Source organism: Pseudomonas sp. F2, assembly GCF_057174385.1.
In genome coordinates this window covers 3,429,019-3,446,586 of the sequence record NZ_CM169904.1, presented here as the reverse complement: position 1 = coordinate 3,446,586, position 17,568 = coordinate 3,429,019, and the positions used below count along the sequence as shown (strand labels likewise).

General features: G+C 60.9%; 19 protein-coding genes. 6 read left to right on the top strand and 13 right to left on the bottom strand.

Annotated elements, in window-relative coordinates:
• Nucleotides 1-22 precede the first annotated feature (22 nt).
• Genes ispE through AC193Q_RS15410 form a run of 3 tightly spaced genes read right to left on the bottom strand, consistent with a single transcriptional unit; the run spans nucleotide 23 to nucleotide 3,223 of the window.
• Nucleotides 23-874, bottom strand: coding sequence for a 4-(cytidine 5'-diphospho)-2-C-methyl-D-erythritol kinase (gene ispE, locus AC193Q_RS15420; RefSeq protein ID WP_182402462.1), 852 nt, complete (start codon nucleotides 872-874; stop codon nucleotides 23-25).
• Between the two features lie 3 nt (nucleotides 875-877).
• On the bottom strand, nucleotides 878-1,495 hold the full coding sequence (gene lolB / locus AC193Q_RS15415; protein WP_041072477.1) for a lipoprotein insertase outer membrane protein LolB: 618 nt from the start codon (nucleotides 1,493-1,495) through the stop codon (nucleotides 878-880).
• 3 nt (nucleotides 1,496-1,498) lie between these two features.
• The gene (locus AC193Q_RS15410) at nucleotides 1,499-3,223 is read right to left on the bottom strand and encodes a tetratricopeptide repeat protein (RefSeq protein ID WP_483878577.1); all 1,725 of its coding nucleotides are present in this window, start codon (nucleotides 3,221-3,223) and stop codon (nucleotides 1,499-1,501) included.
• 182 nt (nucleotides 3,224-3,405) lie between these two features.
• Between AC193Q_RS15410 and hemA the strand changes: the two genes are divergently transcribed.
• The 6 genes from hemA (at nucleotide 3,406) to AC193Q_RS15380 (ending at nucleotide 8,766) form a co-directional block, all read left to right on the top strand.
• Nucleotides 3,406-4,692 (top strand): glutamyl-tRNA reductase, encoded by a 1,287-nt coding sequence (gene hemA / locus AC193Q_RS15405; RefSeq protein WP_041072472.1) that lies wholly within the window; start codon nucleotides 3,406-3,408, stop codon nucleotides 4,690-4,692.
• On the top strand, nucleotides 4,689-5,771 hold the full coding sequence (gene prfA, locus AC193Q_RS15400; RefSeq protein ID WP_027612234.1) for a peptide chain release factor 1: 1,083 nt from the start codon (nucleotides 4,689-4,691) through the stop codon (nucleotides 5,769-5,771). The genes hemA and prfA overlap by 4 nt, the downstream gene beginning before the upstream one ends.
• Nucleotides 5,772-6,602, top strand: coding sequence for a peptide chain release factor N(5)-glutamine methyltransferase (prmC, locus tag AC193Q_RS15395; RefSeq protein WP_476284113.1), 831 nt, complete (start codon nucleotides 5,772-5,774; stop codon nucleotides 6,600-6,602).
• Nucleotides 6,596-7,351: a molybdopterin-synthase adenylyltransferase MoeB gene (locus tag AC193Q_RS15390; RefSeq protein ID WP_047296503.1), complete on the top strand. Its 756-nt coding sequence runs from the start codon at nucleotides 6,596-6,598 to the stop codon at nucleotides 7,349-7,351. The genes prmC and AC193Q_RS15390 overlap by 7 nt, the downstream gene beginning before the upstream one ends.
• Complete coding sequence (murI, locus tag AC193Q_RS15385) at nucleotides 7,344-8,135, top strand: glutamate racemase (RefSeq protein ID WP_239778115.1); 792 nt, start codon at nucleotides 7,344-7,346, stop codon at nucleotides 8,133-8,135. Before AC193Q_RS15390 ends, murI begins: the two co-directional genes overlap by 8 nt.
• A gap of 112 nt (nucleotides 8,136-8,247) precedes the next feature.
• Nucleotides 8,248-8,766 carry an acyloxyacyl hydrolase gene (locus AC193Q_RS15380; RefSeq protein ID WP_047296500.1) on the top strand — a complete coding sequence of 173 codons (519 nt, stop codon included), beginning with the start codon at nucleotides 8,248-8,250 and terminating at the stop codon, nucleotides 8,764-8,766.
• A 93-nt stretch (nucleotides 8,767-8,859) separates the two neighbouring features.
• On the opposite strand, the gene AC193Q_RS15375 is transcribed toward AC193Q_RS15380, so the two are convergent.
• Genes AC193Q_RS15375 through AC193Q_RS15330 form a run of 10 tightly spaced genes read right to left on the bottom strand, consistent with a single transcriptional unit; the run spans nucleotide 8,860 to nucleotide 17,565 of the window.
• Nucleotides 8,860-9,165: a YkgJ family cysteine cluster protein gene (locus AC193Q_RS15375; RefSeq protein ID WP_047296498.1), complete on the bottom strand. Its 306-nt coding sequence runs from the start codon at nucleotides 9,163-9,165 to the stop codon at nucleotides 8,860-8,862.
• Nucleotides 9,166-9,218: 53 nt separating this feature from the next.
• Nucleotides 9,219-9,710, bottom strand: coding sequence for a DUF2878 domain-containing protein (locus AC193Q_RS15370; protein WP_483878576.1), 492 nt, complete (start codon nucleotides 9,708-9,710; stop codon nucleotides 9,219-9,221).
• On the bottom strand, nucleotides 9,703-10,968 hold the full coding sequence (locus tag AC193Q_RS15365; protein ID WP_131671050.1) for an SAM-dependent methyltransferase: 1,266 nt from the start codon (nucleotides 10,966-10,968) through the stop codon (nucleotides 9,703-9,705). Before AC193Q_RS15365 ends, AC193Q_RS15370 begins: the two co-directional genes overlap by 8 nt.
• Entirely contained in the window at nucleotides 10,955-11,770 is an 816-nt protein-coding gene (locus AC193Q_RS15360) for a DUF1365 domain-containing protein (RefSeq protein WP_047296492.1), read from the bottom strand. Before AC193Q_RS15360 ends, AC193Q_RS15365 begins: the two co-directional genes overlap by 14 nt.
• Nucleotides 11,767-13,014, bottom strand: a complete 1,248-nt coding sequence (locus AC193Q_RS15355; RefSeq protein WP_483878575.1) for an NAD(P)/FAD-dependent oxidoreductase — start codon at nucleotides 13,012-13,014, stop codon at nucleotides 11,767-11,769. Before AC193Q_RS15355 ends, AC193Q_RS15360 begins: the two co-directional genes overlap by 4 nt.
• Entirely contained in the window at nucleotides 13,011-13,793 is a 783-nt protein-coding gene (locus tag AC193Q_RS15350; RefSeq protein WP_047296488.1) for an SDR family NAD(P)-dependent oxidoreductase, read from the bottom strand. Before AC193Q_RS15350 ends, AC193Q_RS15355 begins: the two co-directional genes overlap by 4 nt.
• The gene (locus AC193Q_RS15345) at nucleotides 13,790-14,212 is read right to left on the bottom strand and encodes a nuclear transport factor 2 family protein (RefSeq protein WP_047296486.1); all 423 of its coding nucleotides are present in this window, start codon (nucleotides 14,210-14,212) and stop codon (nucleotides 13,790-13,792) included. The genes AC193Q_RS15350 and AC193Q_RS15345 overlap by 4 nt, the downstream gene beginning before the upstream one ends.
• Complete coding sequence (gene phrB / locus AC193Q_RS15340; RefSeq protein WP_483878574.1) at nucleotides 14,205-15,650, bottom strand: deoxyribodipyrimidine photo-lyase; 1,446 nt, start codon at nucleotides 15,648-15,650, stop codon at nucleotides 14,205-14,207. Before phrB ends, AC193Q_RS15345 begins: the two co-directional genes overlap by 8 nt.
• An 11-nt stretch (nucleotides 15,651-15,661) precedes the next feature.
• Nucleotides 15,662-16,603, bottom strand: coding sequence for a MerR family transcriptional regulator (locus AC193Q_RS15335; RefSeq protein WP_047296481.1), 942 nt, complete (start codon nucleotides 16,601-16,603; stop codon nucleotides 15,662-15,664).
• On the bottom strand, nucleotides 16,603-17,565 hold the full coding sequence (locus AC193Q_RS15330) for a YbgA family protein (RefSeq protein WP_041072444.1): 963 nt from the start codon (nucleotides 17,563-17,565) through the stop codon (nucleotides 16,603-16,605). Before AC193Q_RS15330 ends, AC193Q_RS15335 begins: the two co-directional genes overlap by 1 nt.
• Nucleotides 17,566-17,568 lie beyond the last annotated feature (3 nt).

Sequence of the window (17,568 nt, the reverse complement as noted above, 5' to 3'; positions counted from 1 at the left end):
AGTGCCTGGCACTTGATTCCTTTTAGAGCAGACTTTGCAGCTTGCGATGCAACATCGAAACGTTGCTTCCTTTTGCTACAAACCCTGTAAGGGTCTCTGTAAGAAGGGCCGAGACTTTATCAGCTTCAGCTTTGCTTGGGAAGCCCCCAAACACACAACTTCCAGTTCCGGTGAGTTTTGCTTCGGTAAATTTACCTAACAAATCCAATGCGTTACGTACCTCTGGATAACGCCTTGCAACCACCGGCAAGCAGTCATTTCGACTGTTTCCCTCGGGAACGGGGCGCACTTTAATGGGCGGCGTGTTACGTGTCAACAAAGGATCGGAAAAAATTTCTGCCGTACTTACAGAGACTTGCGGCACGAGCACCAGATACCACGGTTCTTCGGGGTCGACCGGGGTCAGTTTTTCGCCCACGCCTTCGGCAAATGCCGCGTGGCCACGGACGAAAACCGGCACGTCAGCGCCGAGCGACAGGCCCAGTGCCGCGAGGCGATCCTCATCCCAGCCCAGTTGCCACAGGTGATTGAGACCGAGCAGGGTAGTGGCCGCGTTCGAGCTGCCGCCACCGATGCCGCCACCCATCGGCAGCACCTTGTCGATCCAGATGTCGATGCCCAGTGGGCAGCCAGACTGTTGCTGAAGCATTTTCGCCGCGCGCACGATCAGGTTGCTGTCGTGGGGCACGCCAGCGAATTCGGTGTGCAGCTGTATCACGCCGTCGTCGCGCACGGCGAAGGTGATTTCGTCGCCGTAATCGACAAACTGAAACAGCGTCTGCAGTTCGTGATAACCGTCTGCACGGCGCCCGAGAATGTGCAGCATCAGATTGAGCTTGGCCGGCGACGGCAGCGTCAGACGTGGAGCGGTCATGGGTTATTGCCCCAATTTACGCGGTTGCCAGGTCTTGATCACCAGCGTCACGTCCAGATCGGTGCCATGCAGTTTGATCCGCTCGGGCAGCCAGTAACCGTTCTGCTCGGCGTAGCTGAGGTACTCGACCTTCCAGCCGTCCTGTTCCAGATTGGCCAGGCGACTGTCGTTATCCAAAGTCAGACGGCTTTTGCTGCTGGGTGCCGGCAAGCCACGGACCCACCAGGCCAGATTCGACACGGGCAACTTCCAGCCCAGTTGCTCTTCGAGCAGCGCTTCCGGTGACTCGGCGTCATAGCGGCCCTGATTGGCGACTTCCAGCGAGACCTTGCCCGGACGCCCGGTCAGACGCGCCGCGCCACGACCCAGCGGGCCGGACAGACGAATGTCGTAATAGTCCTGGCGTTGCAGCCAGAACAGCGTGCCGCTACCGGAATCTTTCGGTGCGCGGATGCCGATCTTGCCGTCGATCTGCCAGCCGTCGAGGCCGGTCAGCTGTTGTTTGTTCGCGGCCCACTGAGCCGGACTGCCGTGGCCCTCGACCGATTCGCGAGCACCGAAGCCCGCGCAACCGGCGAGCAGGGCGATGAAACTGAAAACAATAACGTGGCGCAAAAACATGAGTTAAAGAGTCTCGGATCCGGTCAGGCGCTTGATGGTGCTGCGCAGGATGGTGCTGTCGGGCTGATCCTTGAGGAATTTGCCCCAGACTTGTTTGGCTTCGCGCTGATTGCCCTTGACCCACAGGACTTCGCCCAGGTGCGCGGCGACTTCGTGGTCCGGGAAGCGCTCGAGCGCCTGACGCAGATACTTCTCGGCGTCGTCCAGATTGCCCATGCGGAAATTCACCCAGCCAAGGCTGTCGAGTACCGCCGGGTCTTCCGGATTGATCTGGTGCGCCTGTTCGATCAGGGCTTTGGCTTCGGCATAGCGGGTAGTGCGATCGGACAGGGTGTAGCCCAGCGCATTGAGCGCCATGGCGTTGTCCGGGTCGCGCTTGATGATCAGGCGCAGGTCTTTTTCCATCTGCGCCAGGTCATTGCGCTTTTCCGCGAGCATGGCGCGGGTGTAGAGCAGATTCAGATCGTCCGGGTATTGCAGCAGCGCTTGCTGCAGGACCTTCCAGGCCTTGTCGTCCTGTTTGTTGGCCGACAGGGTTTCGGATTCGATCAAATACAGCTGGATTGCGTAATCCGGCTGGGCATCGCGCTCAGCCGCCAGTTTGCTCTGGGCTTCGGCGGTCTTGCCGTTGTTCATCAGAATGTCCGCCTGACGCAGTTGCGCCGGCAGATAGTCATTGCCCGGGCCGACCTGGGCGTATTCGATCAGCGCGCCTTGTGGATCGTTGCGCTCTTCAGCGATGCGGCCGAGGTTCAGGTGTGCCGAATCGACGTGGCTTTCCCGGGCGATCAGGTCTTCCAGGTAGCCCTTGGCCTCGTCCCAGGCCTTGGCTTCCAGGCAGACCAATGCCAGCGAGTAACGCAGTTCGTCATCTTCCGGGTATTGCTGAACCAGGGTGGAGAACTCGACTTTGGCGTCGTCCATCCGGTCCTGTTCGACCAGGGTGCGCGCATACGTCAGGCGCAGGCGCTTGTCGTCCGGGTATTGCTTGATGCTTTTGCGCAGCAGTGGCAATGCTTCGTCGCCACGATTCAGGGTTTGCAGCAGACGTGCGCGCAACAGGATCGGAGCAATCTCGCCTTCTTCCGGCGGGTTGTCTTCGAGCAGGGTCAGTGCGGCTTTATTGTCGCCGTCCTGTTGCAGCAACAGGGCCTTGCCGAAAATCAGCTGACTGTTCTTCGGGTGGCGCTGCAGCAGACGGTCGAAACTTTTCATCAAACCGTTGCGGGTTTCCTGATCGGTGTCGGCCGCCGACAGTGCGAGGAAGTCGAAATGAGTGTCGCCCTTGCCCTGCAGAACTTTCTCCATGTAGACCATGGAGTCGTCGTAACGCCCGGCGCGGGCCAGCTGCACGGCAGCGGCGCGCTGCGCTTCGAGGTCGTCCGGGGCGTTTTTTGCCCAGATCAGTGCGGTATCCAGCGCAGGCTGGTCGGCACCGAGGTATTCGGCGATGCGGAACGCGCGCTCGGAAACCCCCGGATCCTGGGTGTTGATCGCCTGGGTCACGTAGTTGTCCAGGGCAATGTCGAAACGATTGCGCTGGCCGGCGAGTTCGGCGCTCAGCAGGCTGAAGACGGTTTCCTCGCTGAACGAGCTGTAAACCTTGGGTTTTTCAGGCGCGGGCGTGGTGTCTTCGACCGGCGGGGTACCGTCCGGCGAAACGGGTGCCATGGCCTGGCAGCCGCTGAGGAAGACAAAAACAAGGAGCAACGCGGAAGATCTATTCATATAGGAGAAGGACGACTAACCTGCGGTCGGATCATCATGACACAAGCCTTCGGTCAAACATAACCGAGTCTCGAATGTGGCCTTTATAGTGGCCGACAATTGGGACAATAGTCAGCGGTAGTTGTTCTGAATCTGACGAAGTAGGACAATTGCCGGCTTCACGTCACCATCAGCGACCTTGAATGGCCTTCCTTGCACTCGGTATTAACCACAAGACTGCTTCAGTAGACGTCCGCGAGCGCGTGGCCTTTACCCCTGAGCAGCTGGTTGAGGCCTTGCAGCAGCTCTGCCGACTCACCGACAGCCGCGAAGCTGCGATCCTCTCCACCTGCAATCGCAGTGAGCTTTATATAGAACAGGATCAGATTTCCGCTGATCTGGTTCTGCGCTGGCTGGCGGATTATCACCATTTAAGCCTCGATGAGCTGCGCGCGAGCGCTTATGTGCACGAAGATGATGCGGCAGTTCGTCACATGATGCGCGTCGCCTCCGGGCTCGACTCGCTGGTGCTGGGCGAACCGCAGATCCTCGGCCAGATGAAATCGGCCTACGCCGTGGCGCGTGAGGCGGGCACCATCGGCCCGCTGCTGGGGCGGCTGTTTCAAGCGACGTTCAATGCCGCCAAGCAAGTGCGTACCGACACCGCCATCGGCGAAAACCCGGTGTCCGTGGCGTTTGCCGCCGTCAGCCTGGCCAAACAGATTTTCAGTGATTTGCAGCGCAGCCAGGCCCTGTTGATCGGCGCCGGCGAGACCATCACGCTGGTCGCCCGCCATTTGCACGAGCTGGGGGTCAAGCGCATCGTGGTGGCCAACCGTACGCTGGAACGCGCCAGCCTGCTGGCCGAGCAGTTCGGCGCGCATGCGGTGCTGCTCTCGGACATTCCGGCAGAACTGGTGCGCAGCGATATCGTGATCAGTTCGACCGCCAGCCAGTTGCCGATCCTCGGTAAAGGCGCCGTCGAAAGCGCGCTGAAGCAGCGCAAGCACAAGCCGATCTTCATGGTCGACATCGCCGTACCCCGCGACATCGAGCCGGAAGTCGGCGAACTCGACGACGTTTACCTGTACAGCGTCGACGATCTGCACGAAGTGGTCGCCGAGAACCTCAAGAGTCGGCAGGGCGCAGCCCAGGCGGCGGAAGAGATGGTTTCGGTCGGCGCCGACGATTTCATGGTGCGTCTGCGCGAACTGGCGGCGGTCGATGTGCTCAAGGCTTATCGGCAACAGAGCGAACGCCTGCGTGACGAGGAGTTGCAAAAGGCCCTGCGTCTGCTGGCCAACGGCGGCAACGCCGAAGAGGTGCTCGGGCAACTGGCCCGTGGCCTGACCAATAAACTGCTGCATGCGCCCAGCGTGCAGTTGAAAAAGCTTTCTGCCGAAGGCCGCCTCGATGCGCTGGCCATGGCCCAGGAACTCTTCGCCCTCGAGGGCTCACCGGATAGTTTTTCGGATAAAAAACCGCAATGAAAGCGTCACTGCTCAACAAGCTGGACACCCTCCAGGACCGTTTCGAGGAACTGACCGCGCTGCTCGGCGACGGCGAAGTCATTGCCGACCAGGCCAAATTCCGCGCTTATTCCAAGGAATACGCCGAACTCGAGCCGGTGGTACAAGGCTATAAAAAGCTGCTCGGCGTACAAAGTGATCTTGAAGGCGCCCAGGCGCTGCTCAAGGACAGCGACCCGGACATGCGTGAAATGGCCGTGGAGGAAGTCCGCGAAGCCAAGGAATTGCTGATCAGACTGGAAGATGATCTGCAGCGCATGTTGCTGCCCAAGGATCCCAATGACGGGCGTAACGTCTTTCTCGAAATTCGCGCCGGTACCGGTGGCGACGAAGCGGCGATCTTCTCCGGCGATCTGTTTCGCATGTACTCGCGTTACGCCGAACGGCGTGGCTGGCGCGTGGAGATCCTTTCGGAAAACGAAGGCGAGCACGGTGGCTATAAAGAAGTCATCGCCCGCATTGAAGGCGACAACGTTTACGGCAAGCTGAAATTCGAGTCCGGCGCGCACCGCGTACAGCGTGTACCCGCCACCGAGTCCCAGGGCCGTATCCACACCTCGGCCTGCACCGTGGCGGTGTTGCCCGAGCCGGACGAGCGGGAAGCCATCGAGATCAACCCGGCGGATCTGCGTGTCGACACTTACCGCTCCTCCGGGGCCGGTGGTCAGCACGTCAACACCACCGATTCGGCGATCCGCATCACGCACATACCGACCGGCACCGTCGTCGAGTGCCAGGAAGAACGTTCCCAGCACAAGAACCGCGCGCGGGCGATGGCCTGGCTGTCCGCCAAGCTCAACGACCAGCAGACCGCCGCAGCGGCCAATGCGATTGCCAGCGAGCGTAAATTGCTGGTCGGTTCCGGCGACCGTTCCGAGCGTATTCGTACTTACAACTTTGCTCAGGGCCGGGTCACCGACCATCGCGTCAACCTGACCCTGTACTCCCTGGATGAAATTCTCGCCGGTGGCGTTGAAGCGGTGATCGAGCCTCTGCTGGCCGAATACCAGGCCGACCAGCTTGCAGCGATAGGTGAATAAATGACCATCATTGCCAGTCTGTTGCGTGCCGCCGAACTGCCGGATTCGCCGACGGCGCGTCTGGATGCCGAATTGCTCCTGGCGGCGGCACTGGGCAAGCCGCGCAGCTTCCTCCACACCTGGCCTGAGCGCATCGTGCCCAGCGAAGCGGCGCTGCTCTTCGCCGAGTATCTGCAGCGACGTCGCGGCGGTGAGCCGGTGGCCTATATTCTCGGTCAGCAGGGGTTCTGGAAACTCGATCTGGAAGTTGCACCGCACACGCTGATTCCACGTCCGGACACCGAATTGCTGGTCGAAGCCGCGCTGGAGTTGCTGGCGGCGACGCCGGCGAAAGTGCTCGATCTGGGCACCGGCAGCGGCGCGATTGCCTTGGCCCTGGCCAGCGAACGTCCGGCGTGGCAAGTCACGGCGGTGGATCGCGTGCTGGAAGCCGTGGCCCTGGCCGAACGCAACCGCCAGCGCTTGAGCCTGAACAACGCCACGGTGGTGAGCAGCCACTGGTTCAGCGCCCTCGAAGGCCAGCGCTTCCATCTGATCATCAGTAACCCGCCCTACATCGCCGCTGCCGACCCGCATCTGGTCGAGGGCGACGTGCGCTTCGAACCGGCCAGTGCGCTGGTGGCCGGTGTCGACGGGCTCGACGATCTGCGCCTGATCGTCGCCCAGGCGCCGGATCATCTGGAAGCCGGCGGCTGGCTGATGCTCGAACACGGCTATGATCAAGCCGAGGCCGTGCGTGATCTGTTGCTGACCCGCGGTTTTGAACAAGTCCACAGCCGCACCGATCTGGGCGGCCATCAACGGATCAGCCTGGGGCGCCTGCCGTGCTGAATGATCAGGAATTGCTGCGCTACAGCCGGCAGATTCTGCTGCAACACATCGACATCGATGGGCAACTGAAGCTCAAAGACAGCCGCGTGCTGATCGTCGGCCTTGGCGGTCTCGGTGCGCCGGTCGCGCTGTATCTGGCAGCGGCCGGTGTCGGTGAGTTGCATCTGGCGGATTTCGACACGGTCGACCTGACCAATCTGCAGCGCCAGATCATTCATGACACCGACAGTGTCGGCATGAGTAAGGTCGACTCGGCGCTCAAGCGCCTCGGCGCGATCAACCCCGAGATTCAATTGGTGCCGCACCGTCTGGCGCTGGACGAGGACTCCCTTGCCGCTGCCGTGTCGGCGGTGGATCTGGTGCTCGACTGTTCCGACAATTTCTCCACCCGCGAAGCGGTCAACGCCGCGTGCGTGGCCGCGCGCAAGCCGCTGGTCAGCGGCGCGGCGATTCGTCTGGAAGGGCAGTTGGCGGTGTTCGACCCGCGTCGCCCGGAAAGTCCGTGTTATCACTGCCTGTACGGGCATGGCAGCGAAGCCGAACTGACGTGCAGCGAGGCCGGTGTGGTCGGGCCACTGGTGGGCCTGGTCGGCAGTCTTCAGGCGCTCGAAGCCTTGAAAGTGCTGGTCGGTTTCGGCGAACCACTGGTAGGCCGCTTGCTGCTGATCGATGCCTTGGGTTCGCGCTTTCGTGAGCTGCGGGTCAAGCGCGATCCGGGCTGCAGCGTCTGCGGATCGCACGATGCGTGAGGCACCGATCGCGGTGTTCGATTCCGGTGTCGGCGGCTTGTCGGTACTGGCCGAAGTCCAGCGGTTGCTGCCCCATGAGTCGCTGCTGTACTTCGCCGATTGCGGGCACATTCCCTACGGCGAGAAATCCCCTGAGTTCATCCGCCAGCGCTGCAAGGTGATGGCCGGTTTTTTCCGCGAGCAGGGCGCCAAGGCCCTGGTGATTGCCTGCAACACCGCGACGGTGGCCGCTGTTGCCGATCTGCGCCGGGATTTCCCCGAGTGGCCGATTGTCGGCATGGAGCCTGCGGTCAAACCTGCTGCTGCCGCGACCCGTAGCGGTGTGGTTGGCGTACTTGCCACCACCGGCACGTTGCAGAGCGCCAAGTTCGCCGCGTTGCTTGATCGTTTCGCTACCGACGTTCGCGTCATCACCCAGCCGTGCCCCGGTCTGGTTGAGCTGATTGAAAGCGGTGATCTGCATAGCGCCGAGCTGCGCGCATTGCTCCAGCACTATGTCGAGCCGCTGCTGGCCAATGGTTGCGACACGATCATTCTCGGCTGCACCCACTATCCGTTTCTCAAACCGATGCTCAAGACGATGATTCCCGACAGCATCAGCCTGATCGACACCGGTGCCGCCGTCGCCCGCCAGTTGCAGCGGCTGCTGGCCGAGCGCGGGTTGCTCGCCCACGGACCGAACCAGCCAGTCAGATTCTGGACCAGCGCGGATCCGGCGTCCTTTCGCAAAATCCTGCCCCTGTTGGGCCAAGCCGCCGGCGACGTCGAAAAATTCACCTTGTAAAAAAAATGTGAAATATCTAAAAAGTCAGCTGAACTTCTGCTCAAGCGCTGATTTCTATACCGCTGGGTTTACTAAAAAACCAAACGATCGTTCCGGAAAAGGAAGTTTCAAAGTGAAGCGACTATTCTGCTTGGCCGCGATTGCGGCTGCACTGATGGGGCAAAGTATTACCGCACAAGCGGCAGGCGTTGAGTTTGCAGTGGGTGCGACCAGCGATTCGACAATGACGTATCGCCTCGGCATGAATTTCGATTGGGACAAGAGCTGGCTGCAAAGTGACGTCGGTCGCCTGACCGGTTACTGGAGCGGTGCCTACACGTATTGGGAGGGTGACAAGACTTCCAGCAACAACAGCCTGTCGTTCTCGCCGGTGTTCGTTTACGAGTTTGCCGGTCAGTCGGTCAAGCCGTATGTTGAAGCGGGCATTGGTGTCGCAGCGTTCTCCAACACCAAATATGAAAGCAACAACATCGGCGGCTCTTTGCAGTTCGAAGACCGCATCGGTTTTGGCCTGCGCTTCAATGGCGGGCATGAAGTCGGGATCCGTGCGACGCACTATTCCAACGCCGGCCTGGCCAGCAGCAACGACGGTGTAGAAAGCTACGCGCTGCATTACACGATGCCGCTGTAAGCAAGATCAAAAGATCGCAGCCTGCGGCAGCTCCTACAGGAAAACCCAATCCCCTGTAGGAGCTGCCGCAGGCTGCGATCTTTTTGCATCTAATCAACGGTAGGCCGTGGCAATGCCTTTGCGTTCTTCAAGGCACTCCGGTGCCCCCATTTCGAACTCGCGACAGATCAGCGGACGTCGTTCGTAGATCGTGCACATCATGCTGTCGCGATCCAGCGCCGCGCACCAGCCGTCGTCCAGACGCAGCATCACTTCACCGCCCCACTCATCGTTATCGATAAAGCGCTCAGGCACGCCGGTGTCGGTGATCAGCATCACTTCAAGCTGGCAGCAGCACGCAGCGCAGGTCGAGCAGGTGACCGCTGGCTCGGTGATTTGCTGGTGGGGAATGGTTTTCATGCCGGGCAGTGTAAGGCAGCCGCCGGTTGTCGTGTGAAAGGTCTGACAGACGCTCAGTGGCTCAAGCGCCGCGCCATGGCATGCAATAACGGAAACAGCAGGGCCCACAGCAGGCCGATGCCGATCAGGGTCGGCACTTCACCGTAGGGGAATCGCACGCCGGCCAGATGTCCGCCGCCGTAATAGGAGACAGCGCCGCCCACTGCGCCGAGTCCGCTGGCCAGCCACCAGGGACGGGCGCTCCACTGCAGGCAATGACGCAACGTGGTGGCGAGCAAGGCCCAGAGCAGCATCAGCCATAGCGGAATCAGCGGCGACAGATCCTGGAATTCGAACACCCCGGCAGCCCGCAACAGGCTGTCTACCGCCGTGCCGACAATCACCACGCTGAGGATCAAGCGACCTTCCGCCGCCCAACTGCTGACCAAGCCCAGATGAATCACCAGCACCGCCAGCGCCAGCAGCAGCCACAGACTGTTGCCACCGATGACACAAGCCAGCCAGCCGACCTGAAACAGTACGGCATTGGCCACTCGCTCAAGCATCGAAGCGCCCGAGCAACGGCGCCGGCATGGCCGCCGGTTTCGCCAGCAGCAATTGCGCCGTGCCGATGGTGCGCTCCAGAAAACCGCCTTCGCAGTAGCACAGGTAAAACTCCCACAGCCGCAGGAAGTAATCGTCGTAACCCAATTCACTCAAGCGGCCGTGGGCGCGGCGAAAGTTTTCGTGCCACAGGCGCAGGGTACGGGCGTAGTGCAGGCCGAAATCTTCCATGTGCAGCAGGTTCATGTCGGTTTCGCGGCTGACCACTTCAAGCATTTTTTGTACGCAGGGCAGGGCGCCGCCGGGGAAGATGTAGCGCTGGATGAAGTCGACGCCGCGCTTGGCCTGTTCGTAGCGCTGCTCGCGAATGGTGATTGCCTGCAACAGCATCAGGCCGTTGCTCTTGAGCAGGTGCGCGCATTGTTTGAAGTAGGTCGGCAGAAAGCGATGGCCGACCGCTTCGATCATTTCGATCGACACCAGTTTGTCGTACTCGCCGGTAAGGTCGCGGTAATCCTTGAGCAGCAGCGTCACCCGATCCTGCAACCCCAGGGCTTCAATACGCTTGGCGGTAAACGCGTACTGCTCTTTCGACAGGGTCGTGGTGGTGACGCGGCAACCGTAATGCTGCGCAGCATAGAGCGCCATGCTGCCCCAGCCGGTACCGATCTCCAGCAGGTGGTCTTCGGGTTGGAGCGCGAGCTTCTGGCAGATCCGTTCCAGCTTGTTCAGTTGTGCCTGTTCCAGGTTGTCCTCGGGCGTGAGGAACTGCGCGGCCGAATACATCATGGTCGGGTCGAGAAACTGTTCGAACAGATCGTTGCCCAGGTCATAGTGCGCGGCGATGTTTTTCTGCGAGCCCTTGCGCGTGTTGCGGTTGAGCCAGTGCAGGCCTTGCACCAGTGGCCGGCTGAGGCGGGCCAGACCGCGTTCCATGGCGTCGAGTACGTCGAGGTTGCTGACGAACACGCGCACCACCGCGGTCAGGTCCGGCGAACTCCAGTAACCGTGGATAAACGCTTCACCGGCACCGATCGAGCCGTTGCCGGCGACCATGCCCCACACTGCTGCATCCTGGACATGGATTTCACCGAGCAGGTGGCTGCCCGGCGTACCGAACATCAGGCGTTCGCCGTCCTCGACCACCAGTAATTGCCCGTGTTTGAGTCGGCTCAGTTGCCGCAATACGCCGCGCCGCAGCAGCGAGCCGGTCAAGCCGTTGGTGCTGAAGCGACTGACAGTCAGGCTAGAGGATTTCATGGCGGTGCTCCTTGGGAGGCACAGTGGCGATTTGGAAGCTGCCGTCGGCAGCCTGATGAGCAAAAATCGGCGCGCGTTTGAGCAACAGGCGCAGGGCTTGCCAATAAATGGCCAGACAGGTTTTCGCGGTCATCCACGGAAAACGCCGCAAGTAGCGGTGCAGGCTGCGGCGATCAAGGGGCTCGCGTTGCAAGTTCAGCGTGGCGTCGAACAGCTTGAGGTCGCCCTGCCAGTCGGCCATGTGCACGCCGAGGTTTTGCGCAGCCGGGCTGAAACTCATGCGGTACTCCAGATCGCGCGGCAGGAACGGCGAAACATGAAAGGCCTTGGCCACGGCGAAATGCTGATGAAAGTCTTGCAAGTGGGTCGGCGTGCGGGCGGGCAAAACGTAGTGATAACGTTCGCGCCACGGCGTGTTGGTCACTTCGCAAAGAATCGCCGCCAGTTGCCCGTCGGCTTCGTGACAATAAAAGAAGCTCACCGGATTGAACGCCAGACCCCAACTGCGCGGCTGGGTCAGCAGGCAGACCGAACCTTGCGGCTGATAGCCAAGGGCGCCTGCGACCTGCTGGCGTACCGCGTCGATCAGGCGCATGCCGCTGCCGGTAAAGGCTTTCAGGTAATCGGTTTCGCGAAACGAAAACGGCGCAAAACGGCTGCGGCTGGCAAACGGCGACAGTTCGAACACGGCGTCCTGTTCGGCCAGGTCGAGGTACAACAGACCGATGCGGTAGCGGAATTCGTGGCGTCTGGGCGCAAAGCGCCGATGACCGATCCAGCCGCTGTACAGGGCGCTGTTCATAAGCTTTCCCCGAACGCGGCGGCCACGCGCAATGCGCTGACCACGCCGTCCTCATGAAAGCCGTTGGCCCAGTAAGCGCCGCAGTAGTGGGTGTGCTGCTGACCGTCGATTTCGGCCCAGCGGTTCTGCGCCGCAACGGCCGCAAGGCTGAATTGCGGGTGGGCGTAGGTGTATTTGGCGAGTACCTTGAACGGGCTGATTCCGGCGCTCTGGTTGAGGCTGACGCAGAACGTGGTGTCACTCTGAATGCCCTGCAGGATGTTCATGTCGTAAGTGACTGCCGCGTGAGTATGGCCGGCGCCGCTCAAGCGATAGTTCCAGCTGGCCCACGCCAGTCTTCGGGTCGGCAGCAGACGGGTATCGGTATGCAATACGACTTCGTTATCGGCATAAGGCAGGGCGCCGAGGATCGAGCGTTCATTATGGTTGGGCGTGCCCAGCAGTTGCAGGGCTTGATCGCTGTGGCAGGCGAGCACGACCTTGTCGAAACGCTCGATGCCGGCCGGGCTGTGGATAACCACGCCGTGCTCGTCGCGGTCGATACGGGTTACTGGGCAACTGAGGCGGATCTTGTCCTTGAATGCAGCCGTCAGCGGCGCGACATAAGCACTTGAGCCGCTCTCGATCACTTGCCATTGCGGGCGGTCACTGACTGACAACAGGCCATGGTTCTTGAAGAAACGCACGAAGAATTGCAGCGGAAAATTGAGCATCTCGGCCATCGGCATCGACCAGATCGCCGAGCCCATCGGCACGATGTAGTGCAGGATGAAACGTTCACCGTAACCGCCAGCCTTGAGGTAATCGTCGAGGGTGGTGTCGGCGGCGATCCGCTGTTCGGCGAGGTCGCGCTGGGCTTCTTTATTGAAGCGCAGGATGTCGCGCAACATCCCCCAGAAGCCCGGTGACAGCAGGTTGCTGCGCTGGGCGAACAGGCTGTTGAGGTTATTGCCGTTGTATTCCAGGCCGGTGTCCGGGTCGGTCACCGAGAAGCTCATTTCGGTCGGCTTGAACGACACACCGAGCTGGCCGAGTAAACGAATGAAGTTCGGGTAGGTCCAGTCGTTGAACACGATGAAGCCGGTATCCACGTGGTATTCGCGGCCGTCGACGGTTACCTGCACGGTGTGCGTGTGGCCGCCCACCCAGTCGCTGGCCTCGAACACCGTGATGTCGTGGCGGCGATTGAGCAGGTAGGCGCAGGTCAGGCCGGCGATCCCGCTGCCGACAATGGCAATCTTCATATCGGGTCTCGCAGCGGTGGGTTGCTGCGCACCATGCGCTTGCCGATCGCCAGTTGCAGGCGCGCCGGCAGCTTCGACAGTGGCCACAGCGCCGCCATGAACAGTGCGGGAAAGGCGATCTCCAGCGGACGATCCTTGAGCTTGGCGAAGATGTGCCGCGCGGCTTTATCCACAGGCCAGCTCAACGGCATCGGGAAGTCGTTTTTCGCGGTCAGCGGGGTTTCGACAAAACCCGGGCTGATGATGGTGACTTCGATGCCCTCGACGGCCAGATCGATCCGCAGCGATTCGAACAGATAGCGCAGCCCGGCTTTCGACGCGCCGTAGGCTTCGGCTCGAGGCAGCGGCAGGTAGGTCACGGAGCTGGCCATGCCGACCAGATGCGGCGCGGTACCTTTGCGCAACAACGGCAGGGCGGCTTCGATGCAGTAACTGCTGGCGAGCAGGTTGGTGCGCACCACGTGTTCGATGATCGAGGCATCGAACTGGCGGGCGTCCACGTATTCGCAGGTACCGGCATTGAGAATCACGCTGTCCAGTGACCCCCAGGCCTGTTCGATCTGCTGACCGATTTCGCGCACGGTCTGACTGTTGGTCAGATCGCCCGCCACCACCAGCACTTGCCCCGGATAGCGTTGCGACAACACTTTGAGTGGTGCCACTTGCCGCGAGCTGACGGCCAGATGCGCGCCGCTTTTCAGAATCTCTTCAGCCAGTGCTGCGCCGATGCCACTGCTGGCACCGGTCAGCCAATACCGCCGCGGAGGTGTACGACTCATCCCATTCTCCTTTTCAACCAGGCGATCGCCCGGCCCAATACGGGTAAATGTTCATACAGCATGGCCCCGGCATCGAAATAATCCCGGTGGCGATAAACCTTGTCTCGCCAGAGCAGGTGCGAACACCCGGCGACGCGAATCAAACGGCCGCCGGCCAGACGCGGGTGGCGGTAACTCATGACCCAGCGCAAGTAGCCTTCGCCGTCAGCGATCTGGTCGAAGCCGTGGAAATCGAAGCGCAGCTCGCTGACGTTGGCATACAACTCGCTGAAGTAATGGCGCAGTTGTTTCAAACCCTGCACTTCATGCAGCGGGTCGGTGAAGTGAATGTCATCGCTGTACAGCTCGCCCAGGCGTTGCAAGTTGTCTTTGTTCAACCCGGCAAACTGGTGGGCGAAGCGGCGCAGGAATTCACTCATGGACCTCTCCTGTAGACGAGCGCGACGGCAGGTTCTTGAAAGCCGCCAGCGCGCGTTCGCGCGAAGCCCCGAGATTGACGATCGGCGCCGGATAGTTGGCGACGCCGAACAGTCCGCCGGCGCTGGCCGGGTCATGTACTTCTTTCTTGTTCAGGCCAGCCAGCTCAGGCAGCCAGTGCTTGATGAACAAGCCTTCGCTGTCGAATTTTTCCGATTGGCTGATCGGGTTGAAAATACGGAAGTACGGTGCCGAATCAGTACCGGTCGAAGCGCTCCATTGCCAGCCGCCGTTGTTCGCTGCCAGGTCGCCGTCGATCAGGTGCCGCATGAAAAAACGCTCGCCTTCACGCCAGTCGATCAACAGGTTTTTGGTCAGGAACATCGCCACCACCATCCGCAGACGGTTGTGCATCCAGCCGGTTTCCAGCAATTGGCGCATGGCCGCATCAATGATCGGCAAACCGGTGCGCGCTTCTTGCCACGCGGCCAGATCGTCCGGCGCATCACGCCAGGCCAGGGCCTCGGTTTCCGTGCGAAACGCGCGGTGACGCGATACCCGTGGGTAGCCGACCAGAATGTGCTTGTAGAACTCACGCCACAGCAGCTCGTTGATCCACGTCACCGCGCCGACCTTGCCGCTGTCGAACTCGCCCTGATTGCTTTGCAGGGCCGCATGCAGGCATTGGCGCGGCGAAATCACCCCGGCGGCCAGATAGGCCGAGAGTTGACTGGTGCCGGGTTTGGCCGGGAAGTCGCGTTCGCTCTGGTAGTAGTCGATCTGCGCGTCGGCGAAGGTGTCGAGACGGCGCCGGGCTTCCTGCTCGCCGGCCGGCCACAGGGCGCGCAATGACTCGCTCGGTGCTGCAAAACCTTTGATTGAGGCCGGCACCGGATCGCTGTCGACATTCAGCTTCGCTTGCTTGCCGGGGGCTTTTACCAACGCTGGCACCGAACGATGCAGGCGCTCATAGCAAACCTTGCGGAACTGGCTGAACACCTGAAAGTAGGTTTCGGTTTTGGTCAGTACCGTGCCGGGCTTGAACAGCAGCTGGTCAAGGTAGCTGTGGAAAGCGATGCCTTTGGTCTTCAGGGCCACCGCCACCGCGGCGTCGCGCTGGCTTTCGTGGATGCCATATTCTTCGTTGACGTGCACAGCTTGAATATTCAATTGCACACAAAGTTCGAGCAGCACCGCCGGGGCCTGATCCCAATGATTGGCAGTGCGCAGCAGCAACGGGATATTCAGCGCACCAAGGCTGGCGCTCAATTCACGCAGGTTGCGCAACCAGAAGTCGATCTTGCACGCCGCGTCGTCATGTTCCAGCCACTGCTGCGGGCTCAACAGATACACGGCAACCGTCGGGCCGCGCGCAGCGGCAGCCGCGAGGGCGGTGTTGTCATGTTGGCGCAAGTCGCTGCGCAGCCAGATCAATTGCATCGCGGTTTCCATTAAATCAGCCCACGCTGAACGAGTACCTGATGGGCCGAGAGCGAATCTTCGGCCAGGATCAAATCAGCGATCTCAAGGGGTCTTACGGACAACTCGGTCTGGTGGATGCATACCGTTGGTCCGACGAGCATTTTTGCCGCGCTGATGCCGTTCAGCAGTTTCGGCAGCTGCGCCAGGTTCATTGCCTTGCTGGAATACAGCAGCACTCCTCGCGCTTGCAGATGATCGACCGCCAGCGCCAGTTCTCCGGCCGGAAGAGGCCAGTCGAACACTTGTACCGGACAGTCGGCACTGCTGATCAGCCACGCGCAGAGCCACAGGTGTGGTTCCAGCGCCAGGTCCGAGTGATTGATCAGCAGCAGCGGTGCAGCGTGCAATTGCCGATTGTTATGGTAGATGCGCGCGCCGAATTTGCTGCGCAACCACGAATAAAAGAACACACGCTCCATCTGCGCACCGAACTGTCCTTGCCAGCGCTGTTCGAGTTCCGCCAGCAGCGGCAGGAGTAATTGCTCGCACAGCGTGCGTGGCGGGTACAGGGCCATGGCCTGGTTGATGCTGTCGTCGAGATTGCGCTCATTGAGCTGGATGACGGCGCCGAGCAAGGACTGACGCTGTCGTTGCCAGTCATTCTCCACCGTCTCGGTGAAGGCTTGCGGCGCGTCGAGCAACGGTTTGACCTGACTGACCGCCACGCCTCGGTTGAGCCAGGTCAGAATGGTCAGGATCCGTTGCACATGTTCGCTGGAGTACAGACGATGGCCCTTGGGCGTGCGCTGCGGCACGATCAACCCGTAACGGCGCTCCCAGGCGCGCAGGGTAATGGCGTTGACGCCGGTCTGCCGCGCCACTTCGCGGATGGGCAGCCAGCCCTCGTCGAGGGCTTTCTTGAAGTCCGCACCGAGGTCTTCCCGGGCGCTGCTGTCGAGTGTGTCGTTCATCAAATGGCGTTTCGCAGGCTGAGGTTTTCCGGATGCGGCTGCAGGTACACCTGTTGCGCGATGTACGGATCCGGGTGTTGGCGAAAATGATGTTTGAGCAAGGTCAGCGGCACCACCAGCGGCACGATGCCGTGACGGTACTGGCCGATGACATGTTGCATTTCCTGTTTGTCTTCAGGGCTGATCGCCTGTTTCAGATAGCCGCTGATGTGCTGCAGGACGTTACTGTGGGTGCGGCGGGTGGCGCATTTCTTCAACGCGCTCATCAGCTCGCTGAAATAGCGCGGGCCGAGTTCGACCGGATCGGTCTGGGCCATGTTGCCCAGCAATTTGCCCAAGGCTTTGTATTGCTCAGGGTTGTGCGCCATCAACAGGTATTTGTAGCGCGAGTGGAATTCGGTCAGTGCGCGGCGGCTCAAGCCTTGTTTGAGCACTTGTTGCCAGGCGCTGTAGGCGAGTACGCGGGTGATAAAGTTCTCCCGCAACACCGGATCGTTCAGACGTCCGGCTTCTTCCACCGGCAGATCCGGGTGCTGTGCGCAGAACGCCTGGGCATAGATGCCACGGCCGCCGCCATTCACCGGCGCGCCGTTGGCGTGATAGACCTTGACCCGCTCCAGACCGCATGAAGGCGACTGTTGCATGAAGATGTAGCCGCAGATGTCATTGAGCTCGCCGGCCATTTTCTGCCCGTAGGCTGCCAGCGGTTCGGTGACATTGATCTGCGGATTGACGGTGCCGACCGCTTCAGGAGCGTCCGGATCCCCGACCAGCCGGATCGGCTCGCGAGGAATGCCCAGGCCAATCGCGACTTCAGGACAAACCGGGACGAATTCGAAATGCTCGGCGAGTGTGCGGCTGCACAGCCGCGATTCCTTGTGCCCGCCGTTGTAGCGCACTTCGGCGCCCATCAGGCAGGCGCTGATGGCGATTTTGGGCCGCAAAGCAGAAAGATCGGACATGCA